The sequence below is a fragment of the Paenibacillus arenilitoris genome (assembly GCF_014705655.1).
Classification (GTDB): Bacteria; Bacillota; Bacilli; order Paenibacillales; family Paenibacillaceae; genus Pristimantibacillus; species Pristimantibacillus arenilitoris.
On sequence record NZ_JACXIY010000037.1, the window covers coordinates 51226 to 77337 of the forward strand.

At 54.9% G+C, this 26112-nt stretch carries 20 protein-coding genes and 1 pseudogene; 5 read left to right on the plus strand and 16 right to left on the minus strand.

The features are described 5' to 3' along the window. Nucleotides 1–73: 73 nt before the first annotated feature. The 4 genes from IDH41_RS25080 to IDH41_RS25095 all read right to left on the minus strand — a co-directional run bounded on the left by IDH41_RS25080 (nt 74) and on the right by IDH41_RS25095 (nt 6821). Complete coding sequence (locus tag IDH41_RS25080) at nt 74–1597, minus strand: type 2 periplasmic-binding domain-containing protein (RefSeq protein ID WP_190866033.1); 1524 nt, start codon at nt 1595–1597, stop codon at nt 74–76. A gap of 175 nt (nt 1598–1772) precedes the next feature. Further along, complete coding sequence (locus IDH41_RS25085) at nt 1773–4133, minus strand: helix-turn-helix domain-containing protein (RefSeq protein ID WP_190866035.1); 2361 nt, start codon at nt 4131–4133, stop codon at nt 1773–1775. 67 nt (nt 4134–4200) lie between these two features. Further along, nucleotides 4201–5871 (minus strand): sialidase family protein, encoded by a 1671-nt coding sequence (locus tag IDH41_RS25090; protein WP_190866037.1) that lies wholly within the window; start codon nt 5869–5871, stop codon nt 4201–4203. Next, the gene (locus IDH41_RS25095) at nt 5868–6821 is read right to left on the minus strand and encodes an N-acetylneuraminate lyase (protein WP_190866039.1); all 954 of its coding nucleotides are present in this window, start codon (nt 6819–6821) and stop codon (nt 5868–5870) included. Before IDH41_RS25095 ends, IDH41_RS25090 begins: the two co-directional genes overlap by 4 nt. Nucleotides 6822–7039: 218 nt before the next feature. On the opposite strand from IDH41_RS25095, the gene IDH41_RS25100 reads away from it, so the two are divergent. Further along, nucleotides 7040–7849 carry an AraC family transcriptional regulator gene (locus tag IDH41_RS25100; protein WP_190866041.1) on the plus strand — a complete coding sequence of 270 codons (810 nt, stop codon included), beginning with the start codon at nt 7040–7042 and terminating at the stop codon, nt 7847–7849. A 29-nt stretch (nt 7850–7878) separates the two neighbouring features. Here IDH41_RS25100 and IDH41_RS25105 read toward each other — a convergent pair whose 3' ends face one another. The 3 genes from IDH41_RS25105 to IDH41_RS25115 all read right to left on the minus strand — a co-directional run bounded on the left by IDH41_RS25105 (nt 7879) and on the right by IDH41_RS25115 (nt 10694). Further along, complete coding sequence (locus tag IDH41_RS25105; protein ID WP_190866091.1) at nt 7879–8385, minus strand: metallophosphoesterase family protein; 507 nt, start codon at nt 8383–8385, stop codon at nt 7879–7881. A gap of 564 nt (nt 8386–8949) precedes the next feature. Further along, nucleotides 8950–9984 carry a sensor histidine kinase gene (locus IDH41_RS25110; RefSeq protein WP_190866043.1) on the minus strand — a complete coding sequence of 345 codons (1035 nt, stop codon included), beginning with the start codon at nt 9982–9984 and terminating at the stop codon, nt 8950–8952. Next, a complete protein-coding gene (locus tag IDH41_RS25115) occupies nt 9981–10694 on the minus strand; it encodes a response regulator transcription factor (RefSeq protein WP_190866045.1) in 714 nt (237 codons plus the stop codon). Before IDH41_RS25115 ends, IDH41_RS25110 begins: the two co-directional genes overlap by 4 nt. 182 nt (nt 10695–10876) lie before the next feature. Between IDH41_RS25115 and IDH41_RS25120 the strand changes: the two genes are divergently transcribed. Genes IDH41_RS25120 through IDH41_RS25130 form a run of 3 tightly spaced genes read left to right on the plus strand, consistent with a single transcriptional unit; the run spans nt 10877 to nt 12546 of the window. Then, on the plus strand, nt 10877–11161 hold the full coding sequence (locus tag IDH41_RS25120) for a thioredoxin family protein (RefSeq protein ID WP_190866046.1): 285 nt from the start codon (nt 10877–10879) through the stop codon (nt 11159–11161). Continuing rightward, a complete protein-coding gene (locus IDH41_RS25125; protein ID WP_190866049.1) occupies nt 11161–11856 on the plus strand; it encodes a cytochrome c biogenesis CcdA family protein in 696 nt (231 codons plus the stop codon). The genes IDH41_RS25120 and IDH41_RS25125 overlap by 1 nt, the downstream gene beginning before the upstream one ends. 45 nt (nt 11857–11901) lie before the next feature. Further along, nucleotides 11902–12546, plus strand: a complete 645-nt coding sequence (locus IDH41_RS25130) for a peroxiredoxin-like family protein (RefSeq protein WP_190866051.1) — start codon at nt 11902–11904, stop codon at nt 12544–12546. A 174-nt stretch (nt 12547–12720) separates the two neighbouring features. On the opposite strand, the gene IDH41_RS25135 is transcribed toward IDH41_RS25130, so the two are convergent. Together IDH41_RS25135 and IDH41_RS25140 are read right to left on the minus strand one after the other, a co-directional pair. Continuing rightward, nucleotides 12721–13692, minus strand: coding sequence for an aldo/keto reductase (locus tag IDH41_RS25135; RefSeq protein WP_190866053.1), 972 nt, complete (start codon nt 13690–13692; stop codon nt 12721–12723). Between the two features lie 16 nt (nt 13693–13708). Beyond that, entirely contained in the window at nt 13709–14131 is a 423-nt protein-coding gene (locus tag IDH41_RS25140) for a MerR family transcriptional regulator (protein ID WP_145950312.1), read from the minus strand. Nucleotides 14132–14663: 532 nt separating this feature from the next. Between IDH41_RS25140 and IDH41_RS25145 the strand changes: the two genes are divergently transcribed. After that, nucleotides 14664–15428, plus strand: coding sequence for an alpha/beta fold hydrolase (locus IDH41_RS25145; RefSeq protein ID WP_190866055.1), 765 nt, complete (start codon nt 14664–14666; stop codon nt 15426–15428). Nucleotides 15429–15675: 247 nt separating this feature from the next. On the opposite strand, the gene IDH41_RS25150 is transcribed toward IDH41_RS25145, so the two are convergent. The 7 genes and pseudogenes from IDH41_RS25150 to IDH41_RS25180 all read right to left on the minus strand — a co-directional run bounded on the left by IDH41_RS25150 (nt 15676) and on the right by IDH41_RS25180 (nt 26087). Continuing rightward, complete coding sequence (locus IDH41_RS25150; RefSeq protein WP_190866057.1) at nt 15676–17148, minus strand: DUF4179 domain-containing protein; 1473 nt, start codon at nt 17146–17148, stop codon at nt 15676–15678. 13 nt (nt 17149–17161) lie between these two features. Then, the gene (locus IDH41_RS25155; RefSeq protein WP_190866059.1) at nt 17162–17749 is read right to left on the minus strand and encodes an RNA polymerase sigma factor; all 588 of its coding nucleotides are present in this window, start codon (nt 17747–17749) and stop codon (nt 17162–17164) included. A gap of 368 nt (nt 17750–18117) precedes the next feature. Continuing rightward, nucleotides 18118–18495, minus strand: a pseudogene (locus IDH41_RS25160) (DUF3231 family protein); the annotation flags it as partial. Continuing rightward, the gene (locus IDH41_RS25165; protein ID WP_190866061.1) at nt 18494–18631 is read right to left on the minus strand and encodes a hypothetical protein; all 138 of its coding nucleotides are present in this window, start codon (nt 18629–18631) and stop codon (nt 18494–18496) included. The gene IDH41_RS25165 and the pseudogene IDH41_RS25160, both read right to left, overlap by 2 nt. Before the next feature lie 102 nt (nt 18632–18733). Continuing rightward, nucleotides 18734–22180 carry a glycoside hydrolase family 2 TIM barrel-domain containing protein gene (locus tag IDH41_RS25170; RefSeq protein WP_190866063.1) on the minus strand — a complete coding sequence of 1149 codons (3447 nt, stop codon included), beginning with the start codon at nt 22178–22180 and terminating at the stop codon, nt 18734–18736. Between the two features lie 58 nt (nt 22181–22238). Beyond that, complete coding sequence (locus IDH41_RS25175) at nt 22239–24311, minus strand: alpha-glucuronidase family glycosyl hydrolase (protein WP_190866095.1); 2073 nt, start codon at nt 24309–24311, stop codon at nt 22239–22241. 105 nt (nt 24312–24416) lie between these two features. Then, nucleotides 24417–26087 carry an ABC transporter substrate-binding protein gene (locus tag IDH41_RS25180; protein ID WP_190866065.1) on the minus strand — a complete coding sequence of 557 codons (1671 nt, stop codon included), beginning with the start codon at nt 26085–26087 and terminating at the stop codon, nt 24417–24419. Nucleotides 26088–26112: the final 25 nt, after the last annotated feature.

A 26112-nucleotide genomic window follows, 5' to 3' on the forward strand; every position in this document is an offset into this window, starting at 1 on the left:
TCCGGCCGCCGGAGAGCGGCCGCGCATAGCGAATCAACGCGGCCCGCCTTCCCTCCGGCACCTTGCCCGCCGTCTATTGCTTCTTCTCGTTATATTGCTTCGTATATTCGGCAATCCATTGATCCAGCCCCGCCCTGTACAGCTGATCGATGTAAGCATCGAAATCATTGAGCGGCCTGGCTCCCGTTACGAATTTGACCAGTTCCTCGCTTCGCAGCCGGTCGATATCCCCGAGCGTCGGAATGTTCTCCTGCAGCTGCACCTTGTCGTAAATAATGGTCGCATCGACGGGCATTTTCGCCGTATCCAGCTGCAACAGCTCCTTGTTCAAATAGTCGGCATGCATTTCTTTGATCGGATCCTTGAAGGCGTACGCCGTCTCGGTTGCGGTGCCCAGCGACAGCATATATTCCCCGGCGTAGGCGATTTCCGGATTCGTCAGCTCGACTTCGAATTTGCTGTCCCCGACGTAGCGCCAATTCGTGCCAAATGCGGCCGTGAGCGAATTCGTCGGGATATCCTTGTATTGATCGTTAATAAACTGAATAACCGCTGCGGCGTTCTTGGATTTCTTCGTAATGAGCTGTGCCGTCGTGGACCCCGGCGAAGCGGTCATCGGCTTGCCCTTCGGCCCTTGAATGCCGCGGATGATCTCATAATCGGCCTCCTCCGGCAAATTCGCTTTTATTTGCGGGAAAAGCAGCGTAATGCGGGAGTACCACATCGAGGACGTGCCGACGCGGTTCGTTTTCAGCAGCTCAAGCGGATCGAACTTGGCGAAGGACTCCTTGTAGAGGTAGCCCTTCTGGTACCAGTCGGCCATCTTGGCGACAAAATCCTTAAAGCCGGGAGCCAGCTCGGCAGGCTTCAGCATTTGGTCGGAAGAGTCGAACCAGTTGCTGTTGCCGTGCTCGGTATAGCCGCCAAGCAGCGCGTTCTTGATGCCGTTCAGGTCGGTCATCATCGGAATCGTATCGTCCTTGCCGTTGCCGTCCGGATCTCCTTCCTTAAACGCTTTCAGGACCGCTTCCAGCTCATCGAGCGTTTGCGGCATTTCGAGCTCGAGCTTCTTCAGCCAATCGGTGCGGATCCAGATCGGATAGTGGGTGGCCGGCATTCCCCGCGGGATGCCCCAGATGGTCCCCTCCTTATCCGTCATGTAATCCCATGCCTCCTGAGGCCATGCCTTCTTAATGTCCTGCCCGTATTCGTCCAGCAGGTCACCCAGCGGAATAATGGCGCCCTTCGGTGCGTAATCGTCCCAATTGCCATTGAAGGTATCCAGTTCGTCGCTGGAGCCAAGCAACAGGTTCAGCTTCTCCTTGGCGGCGTCGCCGCCCTGGGGCGGGATGATGGCGATCGGCTCAATGTTCAGTTTCTCCACGTAGTGCTGCTTCATCTTCTCGAGCTCCGCGGGCACGCTGCCCTCCGGCTTCGCGTTCAAGGCGCCCGTGTTCTGATAAATGTAAATCGGCGTCGCGCCCTTCTCCCCGCCTTCCCGATCCGCCGCGTTCCCGCCGCCTTCTCCCGAGCATGACGCCAGCAGGGCGGCGCCAAGCGCCGCGGTCAGCAGCAGGCTGACAAACCTTTGTTTCATAGCCGTTCCTCCCTTTTTTATTTGTGGCGGGCAAAGCTGCCTGCCTTGCCTGAACCGAAGCATAGCAGGGTCTGTAAGCGCTTTAAATCATAAAAATTCCACTTTCGTATGATTTCTTTTACTTATCATAATCGTCATACTTTCGTAGTGGCGGCTTCGTCTTCATCCGACCGCATTATAGCCCGGAGCGCTGGGGACGCAGCATCGCGCCGTGCAGCTTCCTGTACTCGCCGGGCGTAAGCCCGGTCTGCTCCTTGAACACCTTGATGAAATAGTACGAATGGCTGTAGCCGACAAGCCGCCCGACCTCGCCGATCTTCATGCCGCCGCCGAGCAGCAGCTCCTTGCTCCGCTCAAGCCTGACCGCCTTCAAATAGTCGACGAACGTGTCGCCGGTAATCTGCTTGAACAGGCGGCTAATGTAAGCCGGATTGAGCTTTAGCCGCTCCGCTACCGCGTTGAGCGACAAATCCAGGGCGTAGTCCCGCTCGATGATCTCGACCGCCCTGGCGATATGCTGGTTCCCCTTGGCGCTCAGCTCGCGCTCGATATAAGCGGAAGAAGCTTGAATGACGCGCTCGAACCAGCGGACAATGCGGCTCATGGAAGACTGGCCGAGCAGCTCGCGGTAAAGATCGGCTTCCTCCCCGAGCACGCTTCCCACGTCCGCGCCGAGCTGGGCGAACGCGCCGAGGATAGCCGTCAGCAGCTGCACGAAGGGAGGCTGGAGCTGGTTGTAATGCATGCGGCTCTTGTGCGCTTCGATCTCCGCGACGAATTCCCCGAACGCGCGGATCGCCTCCTCCCCTCGGCCCGTCTTCAGGCAGCCGAGGATCTGCTCTTCCTTCTCCTTCGGATAGCGGAAGCAGGCGGCGCCGTCGAGCCGGCTGTCCTCGATCGAGATGACGTCCCCGCTGCCGTACAGGACGCGATATTTCAACGCTTCGATCGCCTCCTCGTACGATTGCGGGAGATCCCGGGCGGACTCGCAAGTTCTGCCGACGCCGATGGTGAAGCGGCCGCCCAGCTCGCGGTTCGCTTCGTCGAGCAGCCGCTGCCCCAGCCTGAATACTTGCTGGCGGTCCATGCCGCCGCACGACAGGACGAGGGCGACGACGTCCTGCTCCGTCTCCACCAGGAACCGCTTCGCGCCAAGCAGCAGCGGGCTCCGGCCGATCGTATCCGTGACGCGCAGCTTCCGCAGCTCGCCGGTCATGCGCGCCTCCGTCCCGGTCTCCTGCCGGTCGGGCTCGTCCAGGGCGATGGCCATGACGACCAGATTCGTCCGATCCAGATCCACGTTCAAATCGTTCTGCCTGGCGGAAATTTCTTCCGCGGTCATCCGGTTCCGCCTCAGAAGTGCGGCCTTGAACTGCTCCCGCTGAATCGGCAGGCTCCGATCCAGCTTCTCCTTGTAGTAGTCCCGCTCATCGATCGCGGACTGCATGAACCGGCCGATGACGCCGAGCTCGTCCGTGCGCTCCAGCTTGCGGCGATCCGGGTTCCACCCCGCCATCGATTTGAGCCGCTGGATCGGCCTGTACAGACGCTTAGACGACAAATAGGCGAGCATGAGCGAGAGGAGGAACAGAAGCACGGCCGAGAGGGCGATCGTTCGCTTCATGGAGACCGTCCCCTTCGACAGCGCCTCCATATCCGAGACGTTCATGAACGTCCAGCCCAGCAGAGGCGATTCCGCGTAGCCGACCAGCTTCGGGCTGCCGTCGACGTTTTCCTCGAAATAGCCCGCTTCGCCGGCGGACCCGACAAAGGATGGAAGAACTTGCCGGATGCTTTGGTGCAGCCGAGCGGCGTTTTTGTGAAACAAGATATTCCCTTCCGCCGAAACGACATAAATGTCGTCCTGCCGGTTCAGCCTGCTGAATATTTTCGTATGCATCATTTCGGCATCCAGGTTAATAATGAAGGCGCTGTTCCCTCTGCCGGTCTTATAGAGGAGCGTCAGCACGTTTTTATCCGGGGAGCGGTACTGCCTGGCCATTCTCGTGTCGGTGAAAAAGATCGTCTCCGCTGCCTGCGGCAGCCTGTCGTACCAGCCCTTGTCGTAAAATTCGTCCCAGCCGAACTGGCGGTTCGAGCCGTCGTTGTCCGAGGTAAGGACCGATTGGTTGCGGTCGTCGTAGTAGTAGACGGAGTCGACGAAGGCGTTGGACAGCCGGAACGTGTGGAACGTCTCGATGGCGTTTTTTTTGGCCTCCAAATACGAATAAAGCGCCGGCAGATCCTCCTTCCGGAGCTCCCCTTGCAGGCTCTCGTAATAGCCGCCTCTCGGGAACCGCTCGAATTTCTGGAACGACCGGTTCAGCGCAAGCTGATTGGCGTTCTCCTTGATTCGGTTCAATACGATCTCGATCGCGTTAATGGTCTGGTTCAAATATTGCTGCTTGCTCGCCGCCGTCTCCTTCCGGAACGTATCGGATACTTTAAAATAAGCGACGATGTTGGAGACGAGACTCGGAACGACGGCGAGCAGCGCCATCGTCAATATCAGCTTCGCAAAAAAATTTCTCCGCATGATCCTGCCCCTTTCCGCCCGCTGAAATAGCAAGGAGGCTGATCGGGATCAGCCTCGACATGCTTGTTTATAAAGTCGATTCGTACAATTGGGCCGCTTGCTCGTCGCTCAGCGCATAGTCGAAAATTTGCACCTCGTCTATAAGGCCCGCCCACGGCCTTGAAGCGCCGGACTTCTCCTTGCCGATTCGAAGCGTATTGTCGCCGTTCACGTTGAACGGAATCGGGACCGTCGCGCTGCTGTACGGCTCGCCGTTCATATAGAGCTTCAGCAGATTGGCCTCCCGCTTGGCGACGATATGCGTCCACTGGCCCGCCGCGAACGCGCCGCTGCCGCCCGTCCCCTTCTCGGAGCCGCCGCCCGCCGTCATGAAATAGATGCCTCCGTCGCTCTGCGCCCGAAGCCACCACTGGCTTGCCCCGGCGACGGCATCGCCGTACCACAGCAGGAACATCTGGCTGCCGCCCACGGCGTCCGGCTTCGCCCAGAGCGATACCGAGAAGTCGCCCGTGCCGGCGCTTAGCCCCGTGCCGTCCGCAATCTCCGCATAGTCCTGATTGTCGAAGCGCAGCGCATTGCCCGACTTGCCTGCCGCGACCTCCGCGCCGAAGACCGTCAAATGATTGTCATTGCCGCTTGCATCCGGCGTCTGTCCGCCATCGACGGCTTCCATGTGTAAGTACGCGGCCGTCGCTCCCGGGTTTACGTCGAGCTTCTTGAACACGATCTCCGAACGGTTGTAATTGTAGGAGGTGTAGAACTTGCCCGGCTCGTATTCGATCATGGCCGGGTATTCATCCTTCGCGGTTCCTTTGTCGGCGAACAGCACCGGCTCCGACCACGGCTGTCCCTGCCGCTTCGTCTTGAAGTACAGCTTGCTTCGGGCGCTGTCGTCGTTGTACAGATAGACGTACTGATTATCCGCCGTCGTGGTAACGGGAGCTTTAGAATTAAAATTCGGAAGATAGGCCTCCTGCGCCGGCGCCGTCCATGTCAGCCCTCCGTCCGTGCTGGTGCTGCTGTAGGCGAAGCCGCCGCTCGAGGCGTTCGTCCGCATAACCATCCAGAGCGTATTCGGAAAATAGGACGCCGTTACGAAGCCTTCCTGCAGCCCGACGCCGGGATCGGGTATAAAGGCGTGCTCGTACCAATCCTTCAGGTTGGCCGATCGGAGCAAGCCTTGGCCTCCGCCGTGGTACGGAAGCAAATAGTTCGATCCGCTTTTGTAGATTTTGCCGCCCAGCACCGTCTTGACCGCCGTATCGTCATAGTTTCTCGTCATGTAATGGTTGACCCACGTATGTCCCTTATCCGTGCTTTTCTTCGCGACGAGCAGCTGCTGGCTGTCCGAGCTCGGCAGGCTGCTGTCCGTCTTGCCCATGAAGGCGTACAGCGTGCCGTTGTCGTTGTACAACGTGACATTGGCGTAGCTCCAGCTCGCGTCGTGCTGCGCCATAATGCCCGGCGCGCTCCAGGTCGCGCCGCCATCGCTCGAATAGGCGTACATGATGTCGCCCATGTCGCGGTGATCCGGGCTGTATTCGGCTCTCCAGGCAATGACGATGTTGTTCGCATCGTACGTGACGATGTCCGAGGTGTGCACGCTCGTATAACCGCCGCCTTTGACGTAGACGACCTTCGAGCCGGACGTGCCTGCCGCTTCCGCCCGCATGGCCGGAACCAGGAGCAGGACCGCCAGCAGCAGCATTACGGCCTTCGCCTTCGCTGAAGCTTTCATCCCTCATTCCCCCATTTCTTCTCGTGCCGATAGCGCCGAAGCGTGCCGCTCTGCACATAGTACGCCTCGATCGAAGCGCGCTCCTCCGCCGTGAACTGCTTGAGCGGCCTTCGCACGGCAGGTGTCGCGATTACGCCTTGCAAATACAGGATGTGCTTCTCGTAAGGGATCACGTCATACCCGATCATATGGGCGATGACCTCGTTCGCCTCCGCCTGCAGCGCCTGCAGCGACCGCTTGGCCGGACGCTCCTCCGAGGCGACGGCGTCGTACATTCGCGCGAACAGCCCGGGCATCATATTGAAGGTGCTTCCGATGGCGCCGTCCGCTCCCGCATACGCGCCGCCGAGGTAGACCTCGTCGTGGCCGTTGTAGATCAGGAACTTCTCGCCGCACTTGGCCCGGATCTGCTGCATTTCAAACAGGTTGAGCGACGTGAACTTGACGCCGATGCACTGCGGGTGACGGCTGAGCTGCTCGTAGAAATCCGTCGACAAGCTGACGCCGGTCGCGCCGGGATAATGGTAGACGATCATCGGCAGCGAGGTCGCCGCCATAATCGATTCGTAATGCTCCCGGATTTCCTTCGCCGACACCTTGTAATAGAACGGGACGACGGCGGATACGGCGTCCGCGCCCTGCGCCTCGGCATGCTCCGCCAGCCGGACTGATTCCCCGGTGCTTATGCAGCCGACATGGGCGATGATCGTGACGCGGCCCGCAGCCGCCCGGACGACCGCCTCCAATAACTCCATCCGTTCCTCGGCTGTCAGAAGAAAGCCTTCGCCGGTGCTGCCTCCCACGTAGAAGCCGCTTATGCCTTGCTTGATTTGATGCTCGACCAGCCGGGCCAGCGACTCGAAATCGATGTCTCCCCCCTCGCGCATCGGCGTCAGCAGCGCCGAAAAAATGCCGCGGAACCCGTTCCCGCTCTCCATCGCGTTGTTCATTCGACCATTCCCTCTCCTTTGCGAAACCGTTATGATAGTGGGATTATAGCCCGAAGCCGCGGATGGCGGTTCTCATAATTTTATAAAACCTTTCATTTCTTTGGAAGCGCTTCAATCGTATAATAAAGCTACGACGATCGGCGGGAGGCAAGGAGAACGGCATGTACCCCCAATACTTGTTCGAATTTCCGAATATCGATTCGGATTTCCCTTTTTATATGAAAAAAAAGAAATATACGTCCGTCTCCCCGCATCGGCACGATTTTATCGAGTTTTCGCTGGTGCTGGAAGGAAGGGGCAAGGAGCGGATCAACGGCGCGGAGCATGATCTGCGGCCCGGCACGCTGGTGCTGCTGCTCCCTTATCAGATCCATGAGTACCGTTCCTTGGCGGACGACCGGTTAACGATGTATATATGCAACTTCGACATGCAGCTGCTAGCGACGGGTCCCGAAGCGGCATGGGGGCTCGACGAGCTGCTGCTTGGCCGCGATCCCGATCAGCCCGCTTACGTTCGCTTGCCGGAGGAGGCGCTGGGTGAGACGGTTCGGCTGTGGGACGCGCTTTACGGGGAGTACGAATCGTCGCAGGCGTGGCGGCCGATCGTGCTCCGCTCCTTGCTGCTGCAGGCGCTGTCCCAATTCGTCCGGCACGGAAGCGCGGCGCAGGAACCAAATAAAAAAGGAAGGCCTGCGCCTTCCTCCAGAAATATATGGCCGGTCGTCCAGTACGTCTACGAGCACTTCCTGGACCCGTTATCGCTGCAGGAGTTATCCGAGAGGTTCCACGTCCATCCGACGCAGCTCAGCTCCCAGTTCGGGGAGCAATTCGGCCTGCATTTCGTCGATTTCCTGCACGAGCTTCGGATCCGGCATGCGTGCAGCCTGCTCCTCTCCTCGACCTTGCCGATCGCCCAAATCGCGTTTGAATCCGGCTTCTCCTCCTACCCGACCTTCTCCCGCGTCTTCCTTCGATTGAAGGGAGTGACCCCCCGGCAATACCGGGAGCGGCGGAACGGGGAGCGCTGACGATGATAGGTAAGTATTCAAAGCTAAATCTACGACTTGTCATGGTAGAAAATATGTTTGGCGGACACGGCTCCGCCGGCAAGCCGCAAAATGCCGAACGAATACATCGGCTGCCTCCTCTTATCCGTCGGCGACCCGGGATTAAAGACGAGCAGGCCGCCCGAACGCTTAAGCACCGGGATGTGGGAATGGCCATAAATCAGCACATGCAGACGATCGTTCTGGAACGCTTCGAGCGCGCGCGCTTCCGTATTGCTTCTCCTCCCCGGGCCATGTCCGTGAACGATGCCGATTTTTACGCCCTCGAGCTCGAATTGTCTCCGCCAGCCGAACTTGCGGACGATGTCCGCTCCGTCATTGTTGCCTGCGACGCCGTAGACCGGAGCGAACGCAGCCAGCGCCTCGTATACGGAAAGCTTCGTCCAATCGCCCGCATGAATGACGGCTTTTGCCGTTTTGAGCTCGCGCAGCAGCCGATCCGGCAGCTTCTTGTTCATTCTTGGCATATGCGTATCGGATACGACGACGATTTTCATCCCCACCGACCTCGATTCCTGTCTTCTTATTGTTCAATCGTATTTCCCATGTTCGGCAAATAGACCAACAGGACGGCGGTCGCTGCAACAACGAGAAAACCGACCGCCAATGTTTTCTGCCGGATGCGTATAACTAATTACATTAGTTTTGGCAAGCATGCATCGCCTCTGCTATCAGCACAGCTAACCGAGCGCAAAGCCTGCAATTGTGCAGCCTTTGCGCTACCGATGTGGCGGCCGTACGGAATGCCTGCGTATGTACAGGCTTTTCGGGACATGAGCCTCCTTTTGTGTTTACCAGCTGGAAAAAGATGCACATTCGCAGGCATTTGCTTCGCCGCACGTATAAAGCGACCGAAAGCCTGCACATTCGCAGGCTCCGGCAGGCTTCGGCATGCTCCGGCAGGCTTCGGCAGGCTTCGGCATGCTTCGGGAATCGGTCAACACCCCGTCTATAGGCGGCGATGGACCGCTGGCATTTGAGCAACCGGTGACCAAGCATCGATTCGTTCCTGCAGCGGCCGTTGCCGCAATCCGGCTGGTGCTGGTGGTCGGTCGAGCATCTTAACCCCGGATCAACGTGACCTTAAATACGCTTCCCGATTCGGAGCTCGTCTCCAGCTCAGCGGTCCCCTGGAACAAGGCAAGCAAATGGCGGACAATCGACAAGCCCAGACCAGCCCCGCCACTCCTGCGTGCCCGTGACGAGTCGATTCGATAAAACCGTTCAAAAATCAGCTCCCAAGACGCCCGGGGTATTCCCTTCCCCGTGTCCGAAACCCGTACCGCAACCCGTCCATCTTCTTGCGAGACCTGCAGCGTTACGTTCCCACCCGTCCGATTATACCGGATGGCGTTGTCCAGCAGATTTCGAAAGACCAGGAATAAGAAGCTTTCTTCCCCCTTGACCAAAGCCGCGCAGGGCTCCGTCAGATGAAGCGTCACCCCGTATTTGACGGCCACCGGTTCCATAAATGAAGTGACATCTGCAAGAATGTCGGCAAGCTCTACAACCTGGTGCTCACCATGCTCCCGATCGTACGTACCGTCCGCCAGCAGCAGCAAATCCTCCGTTAATGACTCCAGTCGCGTAAGCGTCCGCTCGGTTGTCGCCTTGTAATCCCGCCATTCGCTTGGATCAATGCCATCGCCGTCTCCGGCCACTTCAAGATTCGTACGCAGAATGGAAAGCGGCGTTCTTAATTCATGCGCGGCCGCGGAAACAAACCGGGCCTGTTGGTTAAAGGAGTGTTCCAGCCCATCCAGCATCGAATTAAATACGATCCCGAGCTTCTTCAATTCGTCATGCAGCAGGTCAATTTCGAGACGTTGGTGCAGGGTGGATGCCGTTATTCCGGCAGCTGTCTCACTCATCCGTTTCACTGGCTTCAGGATAATGACGGCGAGCCAGTGCGAGCTCAGAATCATGCCTATTAGAACGACAACCAAGCTTATGATACGCCCCTGCGACTCGGATACAATGCTGTAAACGGAGAAAAAAGACTCTATAGACACATATAGCGTAATCAATATCGCCAAAAAAAGAATAGAAAACAGCGTCACTCTTGCACGAAGCGAAAGCCGGTTCCACGGTCTCATGTCGTTTCCTCTTTCTTTGCAGCCGTGCTCAGAGCCCATTTATACCCATACCCTTGAACGGTCTGAATATACCTCTCCCCTGCCTCCGGATCATGGTGCGAGAGCTTTCTGCGCAAGGAATTGACGTGAACCCTGACCGTAGAGGAAAAGGGATCCGCATGGATGTCCCAAACATGCTCAAGAAGCCTTTCGGACGAAATGACCTCGCCGGGATGCAGCATCAGGTATTCGAGCAGACCGAATTCTTTTCTCGTTAATGAAACAAGAACATGCTCGAACCGGACTTCCTTCGTTTTCGAATCAAGGGTAAGCTGGCCGAACTGCAGGACGGGGCTTTTCACGGACGAACGCCGGCGAAGGAGCGCCCGGATGCGGGCAAGCAATTCATTGAACACGAACGGTTTGCGGAGATAGTCGTCCGCGCCCGAATCGAGCCCTTCTTCCGCCTCGTCCGGATGGCTGCGCGCGGTCAGCATGAGGATAAACACATCGTTATGGTGCGAGGACTGACGAATCCGATGACAAAGCGAAATGCCGTCCAGCTCCGGAAGATTGATGTCGAGGAGAATGACGTCATAATCATTGGTATCCGCGTGCTCCCACCCGGTCAGCCCGTCTACAGCGATGTCCACCGCATAACCTTCCCGCTTTAAGCCTTTGGCTAACGCGCGTGAAAGGTCCTCCTCATCTTCAACAATGAGGATTCGCATATCACCACTCCTTCCTTCAATGACAATAGAATAGCACACGCATTTTCGCGATGCGAGGAAAAGAAGGCCGTCATCCGGAGCTTCACTTAACAAGGATTTAACAGCCCGCCCTTTATAATCAAAACAAATCTTCCTTTGGCATGGAGGAAGTTTAACAGAATGGAAAAGAAGGAGGAGGTCTTTTGTTAATCGAGGTGGTATCGGCTGGGCCAGGGTGTTCCATTTGTCAAAAAGCGCTAAAGCTGGTGAAGCAAGCAGCGGCGGAATTTCCGCAAATCGAGATTCGGGAGCTGCATGTGGTCGATCAGTTTGAACGTCTCCAGGAACTGAACGTTTTCAGCGCCGGAGCGATTCTCATCAACGGGAAAGCGGAATTCAGCTCTTTGCCCGCACTGCCCAAGCTTCGTGAGCGTGTGCACGAATTGCTGCATCATGAAGATCTAATACGAAATAAAAGGAGAAACTAATGGAAGATTTATATCATTTTACGATCACGGGCGGAATTTCCGCCTCTACTTACATCCTTGTCTTCATCGTCGGCATCGTGAGCGCGGTATTGGCATGCTATTTGCCTGTGCTTGCCATGTTTGCGGGTTATGTCCAGAAAGGAGCGGCCGGCGATAAAAGAAAAGCCCTTGTGATCGCGATCAACTTTATCTTAGGTATGATTGTCACTTCGCTGTTGATCGGTTTGATCATCGCGCTGCTCGGCCAGCAGTTCCTGCCCTTTGTCGAGAAATACCATTTATTGACCTGGGTTCCGCCCGTCTTTGACCTATTGGCCGGGCTTCAGCTGCTTGGCGTCATTACATTCGCGATGCCCGCTTTCCAGAAGCCGATGAGCCGGCCGGACCTCCCGCCAAGCAACATGGCCGCTTTCAAGCTGGGGATTCCTTACGGACTGGTCATTTCACCCTGTGCAATCCCCATCTTTTTTGCGCTGATTAGCTATATCGCCCTTCAAGGAAGCCCGCTTCACGGAGCGCTGCTCATGACTACCTATACGCTTGGGAAAGGCGTGATACTCGCGCTTGTTGCCGTCTTCTCCATTTCCATTCTAAGCAAATTGTCCAAATGGAGCGGTCCTGTCAAAAAAGTCGCCGGCTACCTCTCCATCGCAATCGGTATCGTTTTTCTGGTTATTGGGTTTTTAAAATTATAGGTTGGCGGAGCATACATTCCGTTATAATGATGGAGGAATTCATTCATGTCATTAAAGCAAACGCTGGAAGAAATGAAACAACAGTTTGTCGCCCATTCGCCCGCGGAAGTGCTGGCCGAGATGTTCCGTTCGATCCGGGAGCAGCAGGAATCGGGCGTGCGGCATGGCCTGCAGGAAGGGCAGAAGGCGAAAGATTTTTCGCTGAATAATCCGATGGGCATCCCCGTTCACTTGTACGACGAACTAGCCAAAGGACCTGTCGTTCTCACCTTCTACCGCGGCGGCTGGTGCCCCTTCTGCAACGCGCAGCTCCGGGCGTATCAGAAATTGCTGCCGGAGATTCATGCGCTGGGCGCCAGGCTCATCGCCGTTAGCCCGCAAAGCCCGGACAATACGCTTTCCCATCAGGAGAAGGAAGAACTGCGATTCCAGGTGCTGAGCGATACGAACGGTCTGGTGGCCGCCTATTACAATATTTTGTACGACGTGCCGCCGTACCTTCAGGAGATCATGACGAACAAGTTCAAGCTGGATCTGGCCGAATACAACGCGACCGAGCGGTGGATCCTTCCCATCCCTTCCACCTTCATGATCGACGAATCCGGCATGATCCGTTCCGCGTACGTTAACCCGGATTTCATGAAGCGCCCCGATCCGGAGGATATCCTGGCTGAGTTAAGGAAGTTGTGAAAATAAGATGGATACATGAGTCTGCAACGGGGTGATATTTGGCTCGTCCAGAAGCCTGGAGCGATTTTGATTCGATCTGTAAAACAAGCGTTCCTGGCTGCCGACCTCCTGAGACAATATCCAATTGCAAATGGTCCACGGAGCCCGTGGACCAATGCTTCTTCTGATTATAGTCTAGCCGTCGAGCAGCGTCATCTGATCTTTCATATAACGCGTGCCGTGAACGACATTCTTGGGGCTGACCTGATCGATTCGTTCGAGGTCCTCCTTCATGAGAAGGATATCAGCCGCGGCCGCATTTTCCTCCAGATACTTGATACGCTTCGTACCCGGGATAGGCAGCGCCCCGTTGGCAATCGTCCAGGCAATGGCCAATTGGGATGGTGTACAGTTCTTCTCCATCGCGATCTCCTTAATCTTGTCGACAACCTCAATGTTCATCCGAAAGTTGTCTCCTTGGAACCGCGGCATCCATCTGCGAAGATCGTCGGCGGCCAGATCCTCGAAAGTGCGAAGCTCGCCGGAGATAAAGCCCCTGCTCAGTGGACTGTAGGCCACATGGGTAATCCCCAGCTCTCTTACGGTAGGGAGTATCTCCTCTTCGATGTCACGGCTCCAGAGCGAATACTCACTCTCTAGCACGGAGATCGGATACACGGCATGAGCGCGGCGAATGGTGGAAGCGGAAGCCTCGGACAGGCCGAGCGCCCGAACTTTGCCTGCCTTGACCAAGTCTGCCATCGCTCCGACCGTCTCCTCTATCGGGATTTGCGGATCGACGCGGTGTTGGTAGTATAGATCGATGTAATCCGTATTCAAACGGCGAAGGCTATCCTCCACTACTTTCTTAACGTAATCAGGATGGCCACTGATGCTCTCGTAATTTGGGGTGTACGAGAACTTGGTGGCGATAATGGCTTGCTCGCGGCGCCCTTGAAGAGCACGGCCGAGCAGCTTTTCGTTATGCCCGTTCCCGTACACGTCCGCGGTATCGAACATCGTGACGCCTATGTCCAAAGCGCGATGGATCGTTTGGATCGACTGTTCGTCGTTAGTCTCCCCGTAAATGCCTGGAGACATTCCCATAATTCCCAGTCCGATCGAAGAGACGAGGATATTGCTATTGCCCAAAATTCTTTGCTGCATTTGTTAATCCCTCATTCTATGTTTGTTGTCGCTCTGACTCCTCCATCTTGATTAACAACTGGCTCTCGGAAGGGATTCTCCCTTTCTCGATGTCTTCGTATATCGACAGTTTGTTATTGACGGCGTCGAGCGCTTCGGCCAATTCGTTCTGGCGGCGAAATAAATCTTCCTTGTACTGGTTCAAGATCGCTTTGCGCTGTGGAATCGTCGAATCACCATCGAGCGCAAGATCCACCATCTCCTTCAGCAACGACAGCTTCATCCCTGTCGCCCGGAAACATGTCATCAGCCGGATCCAATCCAGGTGATCTTGTTCGAACAGTCGATTCCCGTTCTTATCTCTCTTAATGTAAGGGAGCAATCCCTCCTTCTCGTAAAAACGAATCGTATGAGCCGGGCAACCAAGCCGCTCTGAAGCTTCTTTGATCGTGAATGCCATTGGCCGGATCGCTCCTTATCGGTTATTTTCAGACGGAATCGGCTGGTTCTTCCTCATCCTAAACCTTAAAGTACACTTTAAGGCAAGCGATATTTTGGGAGACAGCTGTTAACGTCTGAACTACTGGTTATCGTTATAATGCCCATCATTGACCCTATTTAGGGGGGGTGCTGTGAAAACTGGAGCTATAATAGAGGCACCTTCGGCGTTAAAATACGCATAATGTTCGTTTCAATATCGTTTATTTTCGAATCCTTCTTGCTTACTCAATGGACACTTCGTGCATCTGAGTGTTCTACCAGACAAAAGTCGGCACTAAAATGGAGCAGTTGCGCTGACAAACTGCCCCGAGATGCGTTGAACTAGCGTTTCCGTAAGCGTAACAACGAATCCGCCTAAATAACATGCTATTCGAGCAGTTTTTTGAAATAGATTAGCCCAGGGCACCGGAAATCGACCATGGGCAATCATCTATGCCCCAACTGTGAGTATATATTAGTAGAAGTACGATAACGGATTCGGAGGGATCGGCGTGGGAAGCTTTATAACGGTGGAACCTGGCATTAACATATTCGTGGAGGATATTAATCCGGCGGGCAGGAAAACGATCTTTTTCATTCATGGCTGGCCGCTTAACCACAATCAGTTCGAATATCAGTATGATGTGCTTCCGGCAATGGGCTACCGCTGCGTCAGCATCGACTGGCGGGGCTACGGCAACTCGGATAAGCCGTTCACGGGCTATGGCTTTGACCGTTTGGCGGACGATATACGTATCGTCGCGGGCGCACTGCAACTGAAGGACTTTACACTGGCAGGGCACTCGACCGGCGGGGCGATTGCGATCCGGTACATGGCGCGGCACCAAGGCTATGGCGTAAACAAACTCGTGTTGATCGATGCGGCGGCGCCGTCCAGCGTGGACAAACAGACAGCGAACGAGTTTATTGCCGCCACCTTGAACGACCGCCCCAACATGCTGCAGAGCGTGACTAACTTGTTCTTCTTCCAGCTTATCACAGGACCGTTCGCCAATTGGTTTATGCAGATGAGCCTGCAGGCAGCCGGCTATGCCACTTCGGCGATCATGGTCACGCTGCAAGACGAAAACGTGTATTCGGATCTTCAGAAAATCGCCGTACCTACACTGATTGTTCACGGCATACACGACAAAATCGTCCCTTTCACCAAAGGACAGGAAACGCACATACTGATCAAGGGCTCGCAGTTCGTCCCATTCCAATACAGCGGCCATGGCCCGTTCTGGGAAGAACGCGAGCGGTTTAACCAGCTATGATGCAATTCGTTGGTTGATACGGGTGTATAAAGGCTGTCGTTCCAGAGGGAATGGCCGCCTTTTGTACGTTAAAATTATATTATCGTGCGGAATCCGATTTCCTGCAAAGGCAATATTAAAGTAATCTGCCCGTTAGCGGAGTTGGAAAGTTTTTCATAATTCTAGTCCAAGAATGCTCGCCATAATTGCATGATGAGCATTCTTGGTTTAGGAGAGGAGTTAAACAGACGCCTGCTTGCAGAATGAATTAATCGATTCTAAAACGCCAGCTTTGATCTGGACGATGGATTGTGTCTACCTTCACTCTTTTAAGCAGCCAATTACCGCTAATAAAAGGAGTCCCTTCAGCAATAAATTCTGAATCTTCATTTAACGTAATCGTGTTCTCCTCCATGTAAGAACCGCTAAAACTTAATTTATAACTCTTATTATTATCATCAATCAGTTGCCATTCATCATTTATAAATGGGTTGACGAACTGTCCTCCAATTTGAATAATTGTTTTGTTAGCTTCTTGTTTGACTCCGCCCAATTTTATTATGTCTCCATTTGATTCAAAGGTTTTGATGTTTTTTTGCAAGTCGCTTGGATTGAATTTCATCATATCCTTGCTTTGTTCGGTTTTACGAAGACCATCTAATACAAAATATAAGCTTTCTTCGCGCTGTAATGATCGGAATAGATAGGTCCATTGATACTTTCGACTAGTCTGGTTATAAGTTACCGTCTTTGAAAACAAACTACTTGGATACCCTACTTCCATCGTCGTAACCTTCTCGACTATTTTTCCGTTTATGTCTTCTATGTGAAAGTATAATTCATGCTCTGGCTTAGTAGCGTTGCTATTACTTCCATCTCCAAGTTCCGAAGTATTAATCTCCAGCCTTACACCTGCAGGGGAATATACCATCCTCATTACTTCAAGAGCGATGCCTTTAAACGTGTAGGTTTTATTCAAGTTATTAACCTCTACGTTTTTAGAAACAGCTTTCAAATTAACCGGTATTTTAAAACTCCAATCGCCATCGATCACTTCACCTTTATCCGTAGTTAACCGGTTGATGACTCCCCTAATGTAGACTTGATCGTGCTCTAGTTCATTTTTCATAATAGATTGCATGTAATAAAAATCAGGTGCGTAGCCGATATCGGAGAACTCCGCAAGAACCTCTTCATTTTCGCCCACTACCTCAATATGGTTAGAACCATTTAGATTAAGGATGTTATCAAAATGTTCGCCATCTTTTCCTATTATCTGGACTGCTGCAGCTACGCGAGCCGGGTCCGCAATGATATCAGAGACCTTTAAAGTAAATCCTCTATCTTCTATAGCGATATCCGCATGAAACACGTTTCCTACTTCATAAGCGGTCAGAAGCCCTTGATCCATCACATCAGAATCCATAAATAAAGACTGGACATATTTAGCCATGACTGGCGAAGAACATGCAATCAATAAGAATGCAACAATTGAAGCTGCAATATAATATTTTTTTCTTGGTCGAGATGGTTTTAAACCGTATTCTCCCTTTTGATTTTTCTCAATCTTCGAAATTTCACTCATTATTTTGTAATTTGCTTGATCAGGCAATTCACTTGAATAAAGTAGGTCGTTAAAATAGTCCAACTCGCGCCTTGTTTTGTTCAATAGATCTTTACATTCATTGCAATGTAAGATATGAGCCTCTATCTCATCGTTTTGACTGTTAGCTAAGTACATGCAAGCCTCGATTTCAGTAAAGCATTTCAAATTCGATCACCTCGCTGTTCGTCAACAGTTTTCTAACCTTCTTTTTTGCTCGATGTAAATGCACACTCACTTTATTCACGCTATAATTCATAATCTCAGCAATTTCCTCATAACTTAGCTCATTAGTAAAACGTAACAGGAGAATCACTCTATAGTTAAATGGAATTCTCAACAAAATCCTTTGCAATTCTTGTTTTTGTTCCTTTTGAAGAAGGATGCTTTCTGGCGTTGATGAGTTATCGAATGTAGATAAACGCTCTAATTTACTTCTACGACCTCGAAATAAAGAAGATTTCCAATAATAATCTTTGGCTGTGTTGGAAGCAATCTTGAAAATCCACGCAGCTAAATTTTTATTTGCGTCTTGTTGATCCAAGAAACGATATATCTTCAAAAAAGTGTCCTGAGTCAGATCTTGCGCATCTTCTGCGTTAATGCCAGAATGTATAAAAAAACTGTATATCTTATCTTTGTAATTCTTAAAAATATAATCGAAGGATTGTTGCCGTTGTAAATTTACATGATCTATTTCAATCTGACTCCCCTCCGTTCTAGATTGATATGAGTTCATCATACTAAAACATCTCGACTGTTGGCCAAAGTCAATTATGCTTTGTTAAATAATGCTCTCTACATATAGAGACGTCCTTAAACACAGATTTCTTACACTTATCAAAATAAATGCCAACTTTATTTTTCATGCCAACAGGTTTCCAATTAGATAATCAATCGGTTTAGTGGCTTCGTCCGTATGTTACAGGACGAGGCCACTTAATAAAGTAAAATCTTATTTAGGAGTTGAATAGATGACCATTACTCTTAGAGATTGCCAATCAAGCGATGTATTTATCACTTTCTCCTTTCTTTCACATAAAAGCTGGCAAGGAAGGAGCTGCGAAAAAAAAACCCGCTCGATTGAGCGGGATTAGAAAATGTGCTTTACGCGTTTACTGGTTCAGGCCGCTTTAGTTGGAGCGGAGGAGGGATCAGCCAACCTTTGTCTTTGTTCATCTCCAGAATACGAACTGCCAAAGCTGTCTTCGTGAGATGATATTTTGCATATAACGCTGCGATATCTTCTCTTATACATTGAGACATAGCTTGGCTAGCAGCAACGATTCCTGTAGCTGTGTCGGCTGCGATAGCCGCTGCAATTTCAGGGTCAGTGAATCTTGCACCAGCCGGAATATCTTCTAGCTTTACTTGAGGTCTATCTGCTGGTTTAGGTGAAGGTGCAATTCCGTTTTCTGCAAGAAGAATATCAAGCTCCTTGATTTCAAGCTTAGCCTGGTCGACAAGCGCATCCAAGATTTTCTTAAATCGGATGCAGACGGAATAAGATGTCTCTTCTTATCGTTAATTCGGGCGACAAAAAGCTGACGAGCAGCAGCGCCGCAAGAAGAGCCGCCAACAGAATCGCTATCGTCCGCCGCTTCGATCTTTGTTTCGCCATTACGGCTTCCACTAGTCCATTCCCCTCGCTCCCGACGTGTAATAGGCATATATTTCCTATTATACATCAAGCTTGTCCGTGATGGACACCGTGGTCCTCAGCTTATTCCCGCTCGAAGCGGAACCAGTCGAAGTCGAAGGTGCTCCCCGGCAGGAAGATGAACGTCACCTTCTGCAGCCCCATTACCCGCTCCAGCGCAAACGTCCGCTCTTCGTAGCCGCCCGTATGCTCGAATTCCACCAGCTGGTTGCTTTCCCCGTCCTCGCCGGCGAACCGGATATGGATCGTGTTCTTATCGATCGGCGATCTGCCGCTTACGACCAGCTTCGAGGTGCCTTCGCCGGCAAAATCCATATGCTCGAACTCGAGGGAAACGTTGTTGCCGATGCCTTCCACGCGATCGCCCGCGACGGTAAAGGCGTCTCCGTAAATCCGGTCGCACGAAGCCGCCGCATTACGCTCGAACGCCCGGCTCTGCCTTTCAAAAGAAAAGCCTTTGATGTGTACCTTCTGCCGAAGCACGAAGCACAGCGACGTAATGCCGCGAAGCCGCTTGTTCAGGCGATACGTCTCCTCCTGATAGACGTTCCACCTGGACGGCTTCTGATAGATCACGTCGGCCACCAAGCTGCTCCCTTCTTCGCCGGGCATTCCTTCCCAGATTTGCAACGCGTATTCTTCGCTGGACAGGGCAAAGATCGGTATCGTAATCGTGTCGGAGCCGTACGGCCCGAAGTCGATATCGCGGAAGCCGACCTGCGTCTCGCCGTCCCGGCTCGTCGCCACGCCTCGCTCGTTGCCGTTGCTGACGTCGCCCTTGCAGTAATCGTACAGTCCCCCCGAAATAAAGCCGTACGGATCCTTGTAGGCGACCCCGAGACCGGTTGCCGTAAACTCCAGCTGCGAGATGAGCTTCGTCTTGTCCGTGCCGTTCCGGCTCGTGCAGCGAAGGCGGAACGCTCCGTCCCCGACGGCCGTGATTTTCGCCTCAAGCCCGATCGCTTCGACCTTCGCGATATTCGAATCGATGCCTTCGTCCGTCACGGCGCGCCACTCGACGTCCCGGTACGAGACATTCTCCGGCCACAATACGGCCCGAACGGTGATTTCCTTCACGGATTCGTCGAAAATTTGCCCCGCCTCGCTGATAAGCTCGATCTTGCGAAGCGGAATTTCATCCGCGCTCCCCGTCACGCAAGGCAGCTCCCGATTGCTCGTATTCGCCGATAATCCTTCCGGTACGCCGCCCTTCGCGGGATGCGCTTCGAACGTCATCGACGCGTCAGCCATACCCTCGGACAATACCGTAATTTCGATTGCACCAGGCGTAAGCGTCGCGCCGATGACCGCCATCAGCTTGCCGCTGAACAATCTCCGGCTCGTTCCCTTATACGGGTCGTAATCGGTGCTGTCGCCGTTATCCAGCCCAAGCAGCCGTCCGGCCCCCGTCACCTCGACGCGCACGCGGTTGTTCGCGTTGTCGACGGGATGACCGTCCGCGTCCAGCATTCCGATCTCTACGAAAATAAGGTCGGTACCGTCGGCCGCAAGCGTCTCCTTGTCCGCTTGAAGTCGAATGTGCCGCGCGTCCCCGAACGAATGGCGAACGTCGGTCGCAATGAGGCGGCCCGCCTCGTCGTAGGCGATGGCCTTGAGCTCCCCCTTCGCGTAAGGCAGCTTCCACCAGCCGACGAGCTGCGTGCCGCGCTCGTGATCGATGTCGTGCGTGCCGACCGTCGTCCCGTTGAACTGCAGCTCGATCCTTGGCGCGTTCGAGCATACGCGGACGTCGATCGTTTGTCCGTCATTGAAATCCCAATATGGGAAAATGTGCACCATCGGCTTCGTCCGGTAATCGGTCCAGGCGGCCTGGTAGACGTAATACGAATCCTTCTTGAACGTCGCCGTATCGATTTGGCCGAAGTAGGAATTTTTCGTATGGTACGGCGTCGGTTCGCCGATATAGTCGAAGCCGGTCCATAGAAATTGGCCCAGGGAGAACGGCGTATCCCGCTCGGCCAGGATGCACGCTTCCGCCGACTTGGCGCCCCAGCTCGTCGAGCTGTTCCCGAGGGCGGAGCACTGCTCGTCGTCGTCGGCGAGAATCGATTTCTCGAACGGGAAGCGGTAAATGCCCCGGCTCTGGACGACCGAAGCGGTCTCGCTGCCGTAAATGATCCAGTCCGGATGCTCCTCGTGATGCTTCCGGTAGTACTTCTCCGCGTAATTGTAGCCGGCCACCTTCACGATATCGGCGCATTTCTGCGCGTTCTCCCACGGCATGTAGTTCGACCCGATCGTCACCCGCGCGTTCCGCTTCGGATCGAATTCCAGCACGTAATCGAGCAGCATGCGGGTCACTTCCTGCCCCCGCTCGTCCGCATGGGTATCGTAAATCTCGTTGCCGATGCTCCACATGATCAGGCTCGGGTGATTCCGGTCCCGCAGCACCCAGCTCTTCACGTCGCGATACGCCCATTCCTTGAAAAATCTCGCGTAATCGTATGTCGTCTTCGGCCGCTCCCACATGTCGAACGCCTCCGACACGACGAGCAGTCCCATCTCGTCCGCCAAGTCCATCAGCTCCGGAGCCGGCATATTATGCGCCGTGCGGATGGCGTTGACGCCCATGTCCTTCAAAATCTCGAATCTTCTCCGCAGCGCCGCGACGTTGAAAGCCGCCCCCAGCGCGCCGAGGTCGTGATGCTCGCAGACGCCGTTCAGCTTCAGCTTCTTCCCGTTCATCCGAAGCCCTTGTTCCGGGTCAAGCGCGATGCTCCGGAAGCCGAGCGGCGTCGCGACCGTCTCCAGAACCTCGTCCTGTCTTCCTTCGTCCGCACCGCCGGCCTCCCGCTGCATCCTCGTCACGATCCGGTACAAATTCGGCTCGTCCGTGCTCCACGGCAAGGGCTGCTCGACGGTTAACGTCTGGCGGCTTGTCGCGGTGCCGCCCCCGTCCGCGGCGGTTACCCGCTCCGAAGCGGAAGCGACCTCCAGCTCCCCGTAGCGGATGCTGTGCGAGATCCGCACGTCCTCGAAGATCCGCGCGTCCGTATCGATCTCCACCAGCCAGCGGTCGCCCTGCCGCTTCGTGGAGACATAGACGCCGCCCTCCGCGATATGATTGGCGTCCCGCTCCTTCAGCCACACGTTCCGATAAATGCCCGCGCCCGAATACCAGCGGCTGTTCGGGCTCTGGTGCACGACCTTCACGACGATCTCATTCTCGCCGCTGACGACCGCGTCCGTGATGTCATGCTCGAAGGAGGAGTAGCCGTATTTCCATTCGCCGACAAGCCGGCCATTGACGTAGACGGACGAGTCCATGTATACGCCGTCGAAGCGGAGCAGCAGCTGCCGGCCCGGCCGCGAATGGGTATACGTTTTGCGGTACCAGCCGATGGAATTCTCGTACAGCGCCTGCGTATTATAGATCAGCCAGTCATGCGGAAGATCGACCGGCTCGAAGCGCAGCCCGGCATGATCGGCGGCGTCCAGCCCGCTCTTGGCGAATTCCCATCCATCGTTAAATAGAACCTTCGTATTCATCAAATCGCACCGCTCGCTTTCGCACGTATTGGGATGCCGCGCATTAGCGGCTTCCGCTTCAATAGATCAGACGGCCTTGCCCGTCCGCAATGCCGGACTTCCGGCAGAAATACGTATTGATCACGTCGCGCCACTCCTTGGCGTGGTCGCGCTGCTCGGCTAGCCGGGAGGCGACGAGCTCGAAATCCTCTTCGTTGATTTTGCCTCGAAGCGACAGCCATTCGTCCAGCAGCGCCGCAGCGGCCTCCGCGCCTTCGAAATGCGTGTCGTAAATATGCTGGATGACCGTCTTGCCGCTGCGCAGCACATGGGTGTACGGCACGTGATGGAAGAACAGCAGCAGCTCGTCGGGACAGCTCTCCGGCGAATCGTACGTCTCGCGCCAAGGCGAATGGTACTGCGCGGCGTAGCCGGTCCCCGTTCCGATTGTGCGATCGACCCCGATCCCGCGGCAATCCGCGAAATGGTACGTCCCCCACTTCGAATATTCGTACCCGTCCACGTTCGGGCCGTAATGATGGTTCGGACTCACCATCCAGCCGACGCCGAGCGGCGCGGTATAGCTCTCGTAGATGCCCCACGAGTTCATGAGGATGCCGAGGACGGCGTCTTCGACCGCCGGGTCGCAGCTGTGGCTGAGCCGAATCCATTCCGAGGCGATCCCTTCGGCGGTGAGCGAAGGATTCCAGATCAGGCGCCCATAGCCGTACAGGTTCGCTTGCGCCAGCGGATGCCCGGTCCAGCAGGCGTCGTCCCCGATGTTCGACACGGCTGCGATGCCGCCGTACGGACGATTCCACGCGCCGCCGTTCGCAATCTTGGCAACGGTCGTTCCTTCGCCCGCGGCATGCGTATCGAAGTCGAGCACTTCCTTCCATTGCGGCACGAGATAGCACACATGCTTCTGCTGCCCCGTATATTCCTGCGTAATTTGCAGCTCCAGCACCTGGTTCGTCTCGCGCAGTCCCCCGAACAGCGGCGACACCGGCTCGCGCACCTGGAAGTCCATCGGTCCGTTCTTGATTTGCAGAATGACGTTGTCCGCGAACTGTCCGTCGAGCGGCGTAAAATGGTCGTAAGCCGCCCTCGCCCGATCCGTCGAACGGTCGCGCCAATCCTGCAGGCAGTTGTAGACGAAGCAGCGCCAGATGACGAGCCCGCCGTGCGGCGCCAGCGCTTCGGCCAGCATATTCGCGCCGTCCGCGTGATTCCGGCCGTACGTGAACGGGCCGGGACGAAATTCGGAGTCGGCCTTCACAAGGAAGCCGCCGAAGTCCGGGATCGCCCGGTACAGGTCGGACGCCCGCTCGGCCCACCAGCCTCTGACTGCCGGGTCCAAAGGATCCGCCGTAGACAGGCCGCCGATGGCGATCGGGCTCGCGAAGTTAATGCTCAGGAACAACCCGATGCCGTAAGCCCGGAGGATATCCGCTACTTTCACGAGCGTCTCTTCGTACGCCGTCGTAATCAATTTCGTCTCTTCCCGGTGCACGTTGACGTTATTGATCGAGATCGCGTTGATCCCGACGGACGACAGCAGCCGGGCGTACTCCCGGACGCGGGTCAAATCCTCTACGAACCTGCCGTCCCGGTAGAAAATCGACTTGCCCGCGTAGCCGCGCTCGATCGAGCCGTCCATGTTGTCCCACTGATTGATCATTCTGAGGCCGTTGGCCGGCGTCTCGACGATATGCAGCCCGCCGAGCGGCTCTCTCTGCTGCATCAGCCGGATCAAATGAAACGTGCCGTACAAGGCGCCGCGGTCCGACTTGCCCGCGATCAGGATGCGGCCCGACTCCCCCGCCGAGCCTCTCATCGACCGGATCACGTACCCTTCGTCGCCGATCGCGTCCGCTTCGCCGCCGATCGCGCCGTCGATTGCGGCATCCCCGCCGCCCAATACCCCGATGATCACGCCCGAAGCCTCAAGATCCCGAGCCGCAACGAGCTCCGGCGAGTACCCGGTCATCGCCCGCATCGCTTCCTTCAATTCCGTCGCCGCGGTTCGCAGCACCTTGGTTTCCCCCGCGATCGCAACGGCCGCGCAGGCGTTCCGATATTCCTCCCGCAGTGCCTCGCTCTCGACCGTTTCATAACGAAGCCACGCTTCGCTTCCGATCCTTGCCCTCATCTCCGTCACCTAAGCTGCCTCCATTCAAGCGTAATGTCTACTATTTCTAGAAAAGGCCGGGTGCATCCTCCTTGAGAAGACCGCACCCAGCCTCTTTTTCAACCCTTAATAGCCCAGCAAGCTCTTGGTCTTCCCGAAAATCTCGTTGGCCATGTCCGTATACCGCGTGCTGCCGTTCGCTTCGACCTGCGCCTTATACTCGTCCCACTTGTCGAAGCTTTCCTGACCGGTGATGAACTTCAGCGTCATCGTCTTCACGTAATCCATGAGCGGCGTCGAGATGAGGTTCATCTGCTCGCTCTCCTCCGGCGTGCCCATGATCGGCGGCGCCAGCTTGCGCGGCTCCCGCGTCGATTGGACGCGGTTCACGAAGTCCTTCTCGCCTTCGGTCATTTTGGACATTCTGAGCTCCGCGGAGCCCCCGTACGCGAACACTCCGCCGGCGAAGCCGAAATCGACGTTCAGCTGCTTCGATGCGCCTTCATTGATCCCGTTGTAATAGATGTCCGACTTGAGGACGATGCTGCCTTCCGCGTCCTTGTCGTACGTCTCGCCTTCCACGCCCCACAAGCTGAGCGTTTGGCCCTCATTGGAATACCAGAGCCAGTCGACGAAACGAAGCATCTTGATAAAGCCTTCCTCGCCCAAATCGTCAAGCGCGTTCTGGCTGATCATGATGCCGTTCTCGAGACGGGAAGTCTCGACCCGAAGCTTTCCTTTCGGTCCGCCGGGCTGCGTAATCATATACAATTCGGCATTCGGATCTTGCATTTTACTCTTGAAATCCGCAAGTACTTGATAAATACCGCTGATGACGAAGGTATCGCCTTTGAAGAATTTGGCTCGCGCCGCATCGTCTTCCTGCGTGAACGATTCCGGATCCATAATGCCGTCGGTGATCAGCTTGTTGAAATAACCGAGGTAGTTTTTGAAATCATCCGACGCATCGGCGAAGGTGAACTGCTGCTTCTCATGGTCGAACACCAGACCGTTGGACAGTCCCCATCCGCCGGTAACGCCGTATTGAACGGCCGTAATATTGAGCGCCGAATCGCCCTTGAACTGATCGGAGAACACGTATTGCGCGCCCGTATGCTCCTTGACCTTCTTCATCGCTTCAGCGAATTCCTCGTACGTCCAGTTCCCTTGCTGGCCCTCGACGTCCACGCCCGCCGCCTCGAACACGTCCTTGCGGATGATATAGGAATAACCGCCGCCGGCAATCTCCCACATGCCCGGAAGGACATAATATTTGCCGTCGTTCTTCATCTTGGCCTTCAGATCCTCTTCCATGCCCCAATCCTTGACGGCCTTCATGTAGTTCGGCATGTACTGCACCCAATCGCTGACCGGCACGATTTGGCCGGATGCCACGAATGCGGATTCGTCGTACGTTTTCGGAATGATATAAGGCGCGTCGCCGCTGTTCACGAGCAGCGACTTCTGATTCTCGTATTCCGTCCTGGCCGTGATGGACAGGTCGAACTCCACGTTCGTCTTCTCTTTAATGGCGCTCCACAGTCTCCAGTCCTCTTTCGTCGGATAATTCTCGTGGTCGCTGTACATCATAGAGTAAGTGACCGGCTCGTTCGAATGGAAGGTCTGATCCTCCCCGAACGTATAATCCTCCGCCTTCGCATCGCCCGCGCCTGCATTGCCCGCTGCGGGCGATTCGCTATTGGAAGCGCCTCCGTTATTATTCGAGCTGCACGCTGCAACCACCGCGATCATCAATGCCAGCATGATCGTCAATGCCGCTTTACCGATTTTGTACATACCGCTGCCTCCCTTTTTTTGGTTC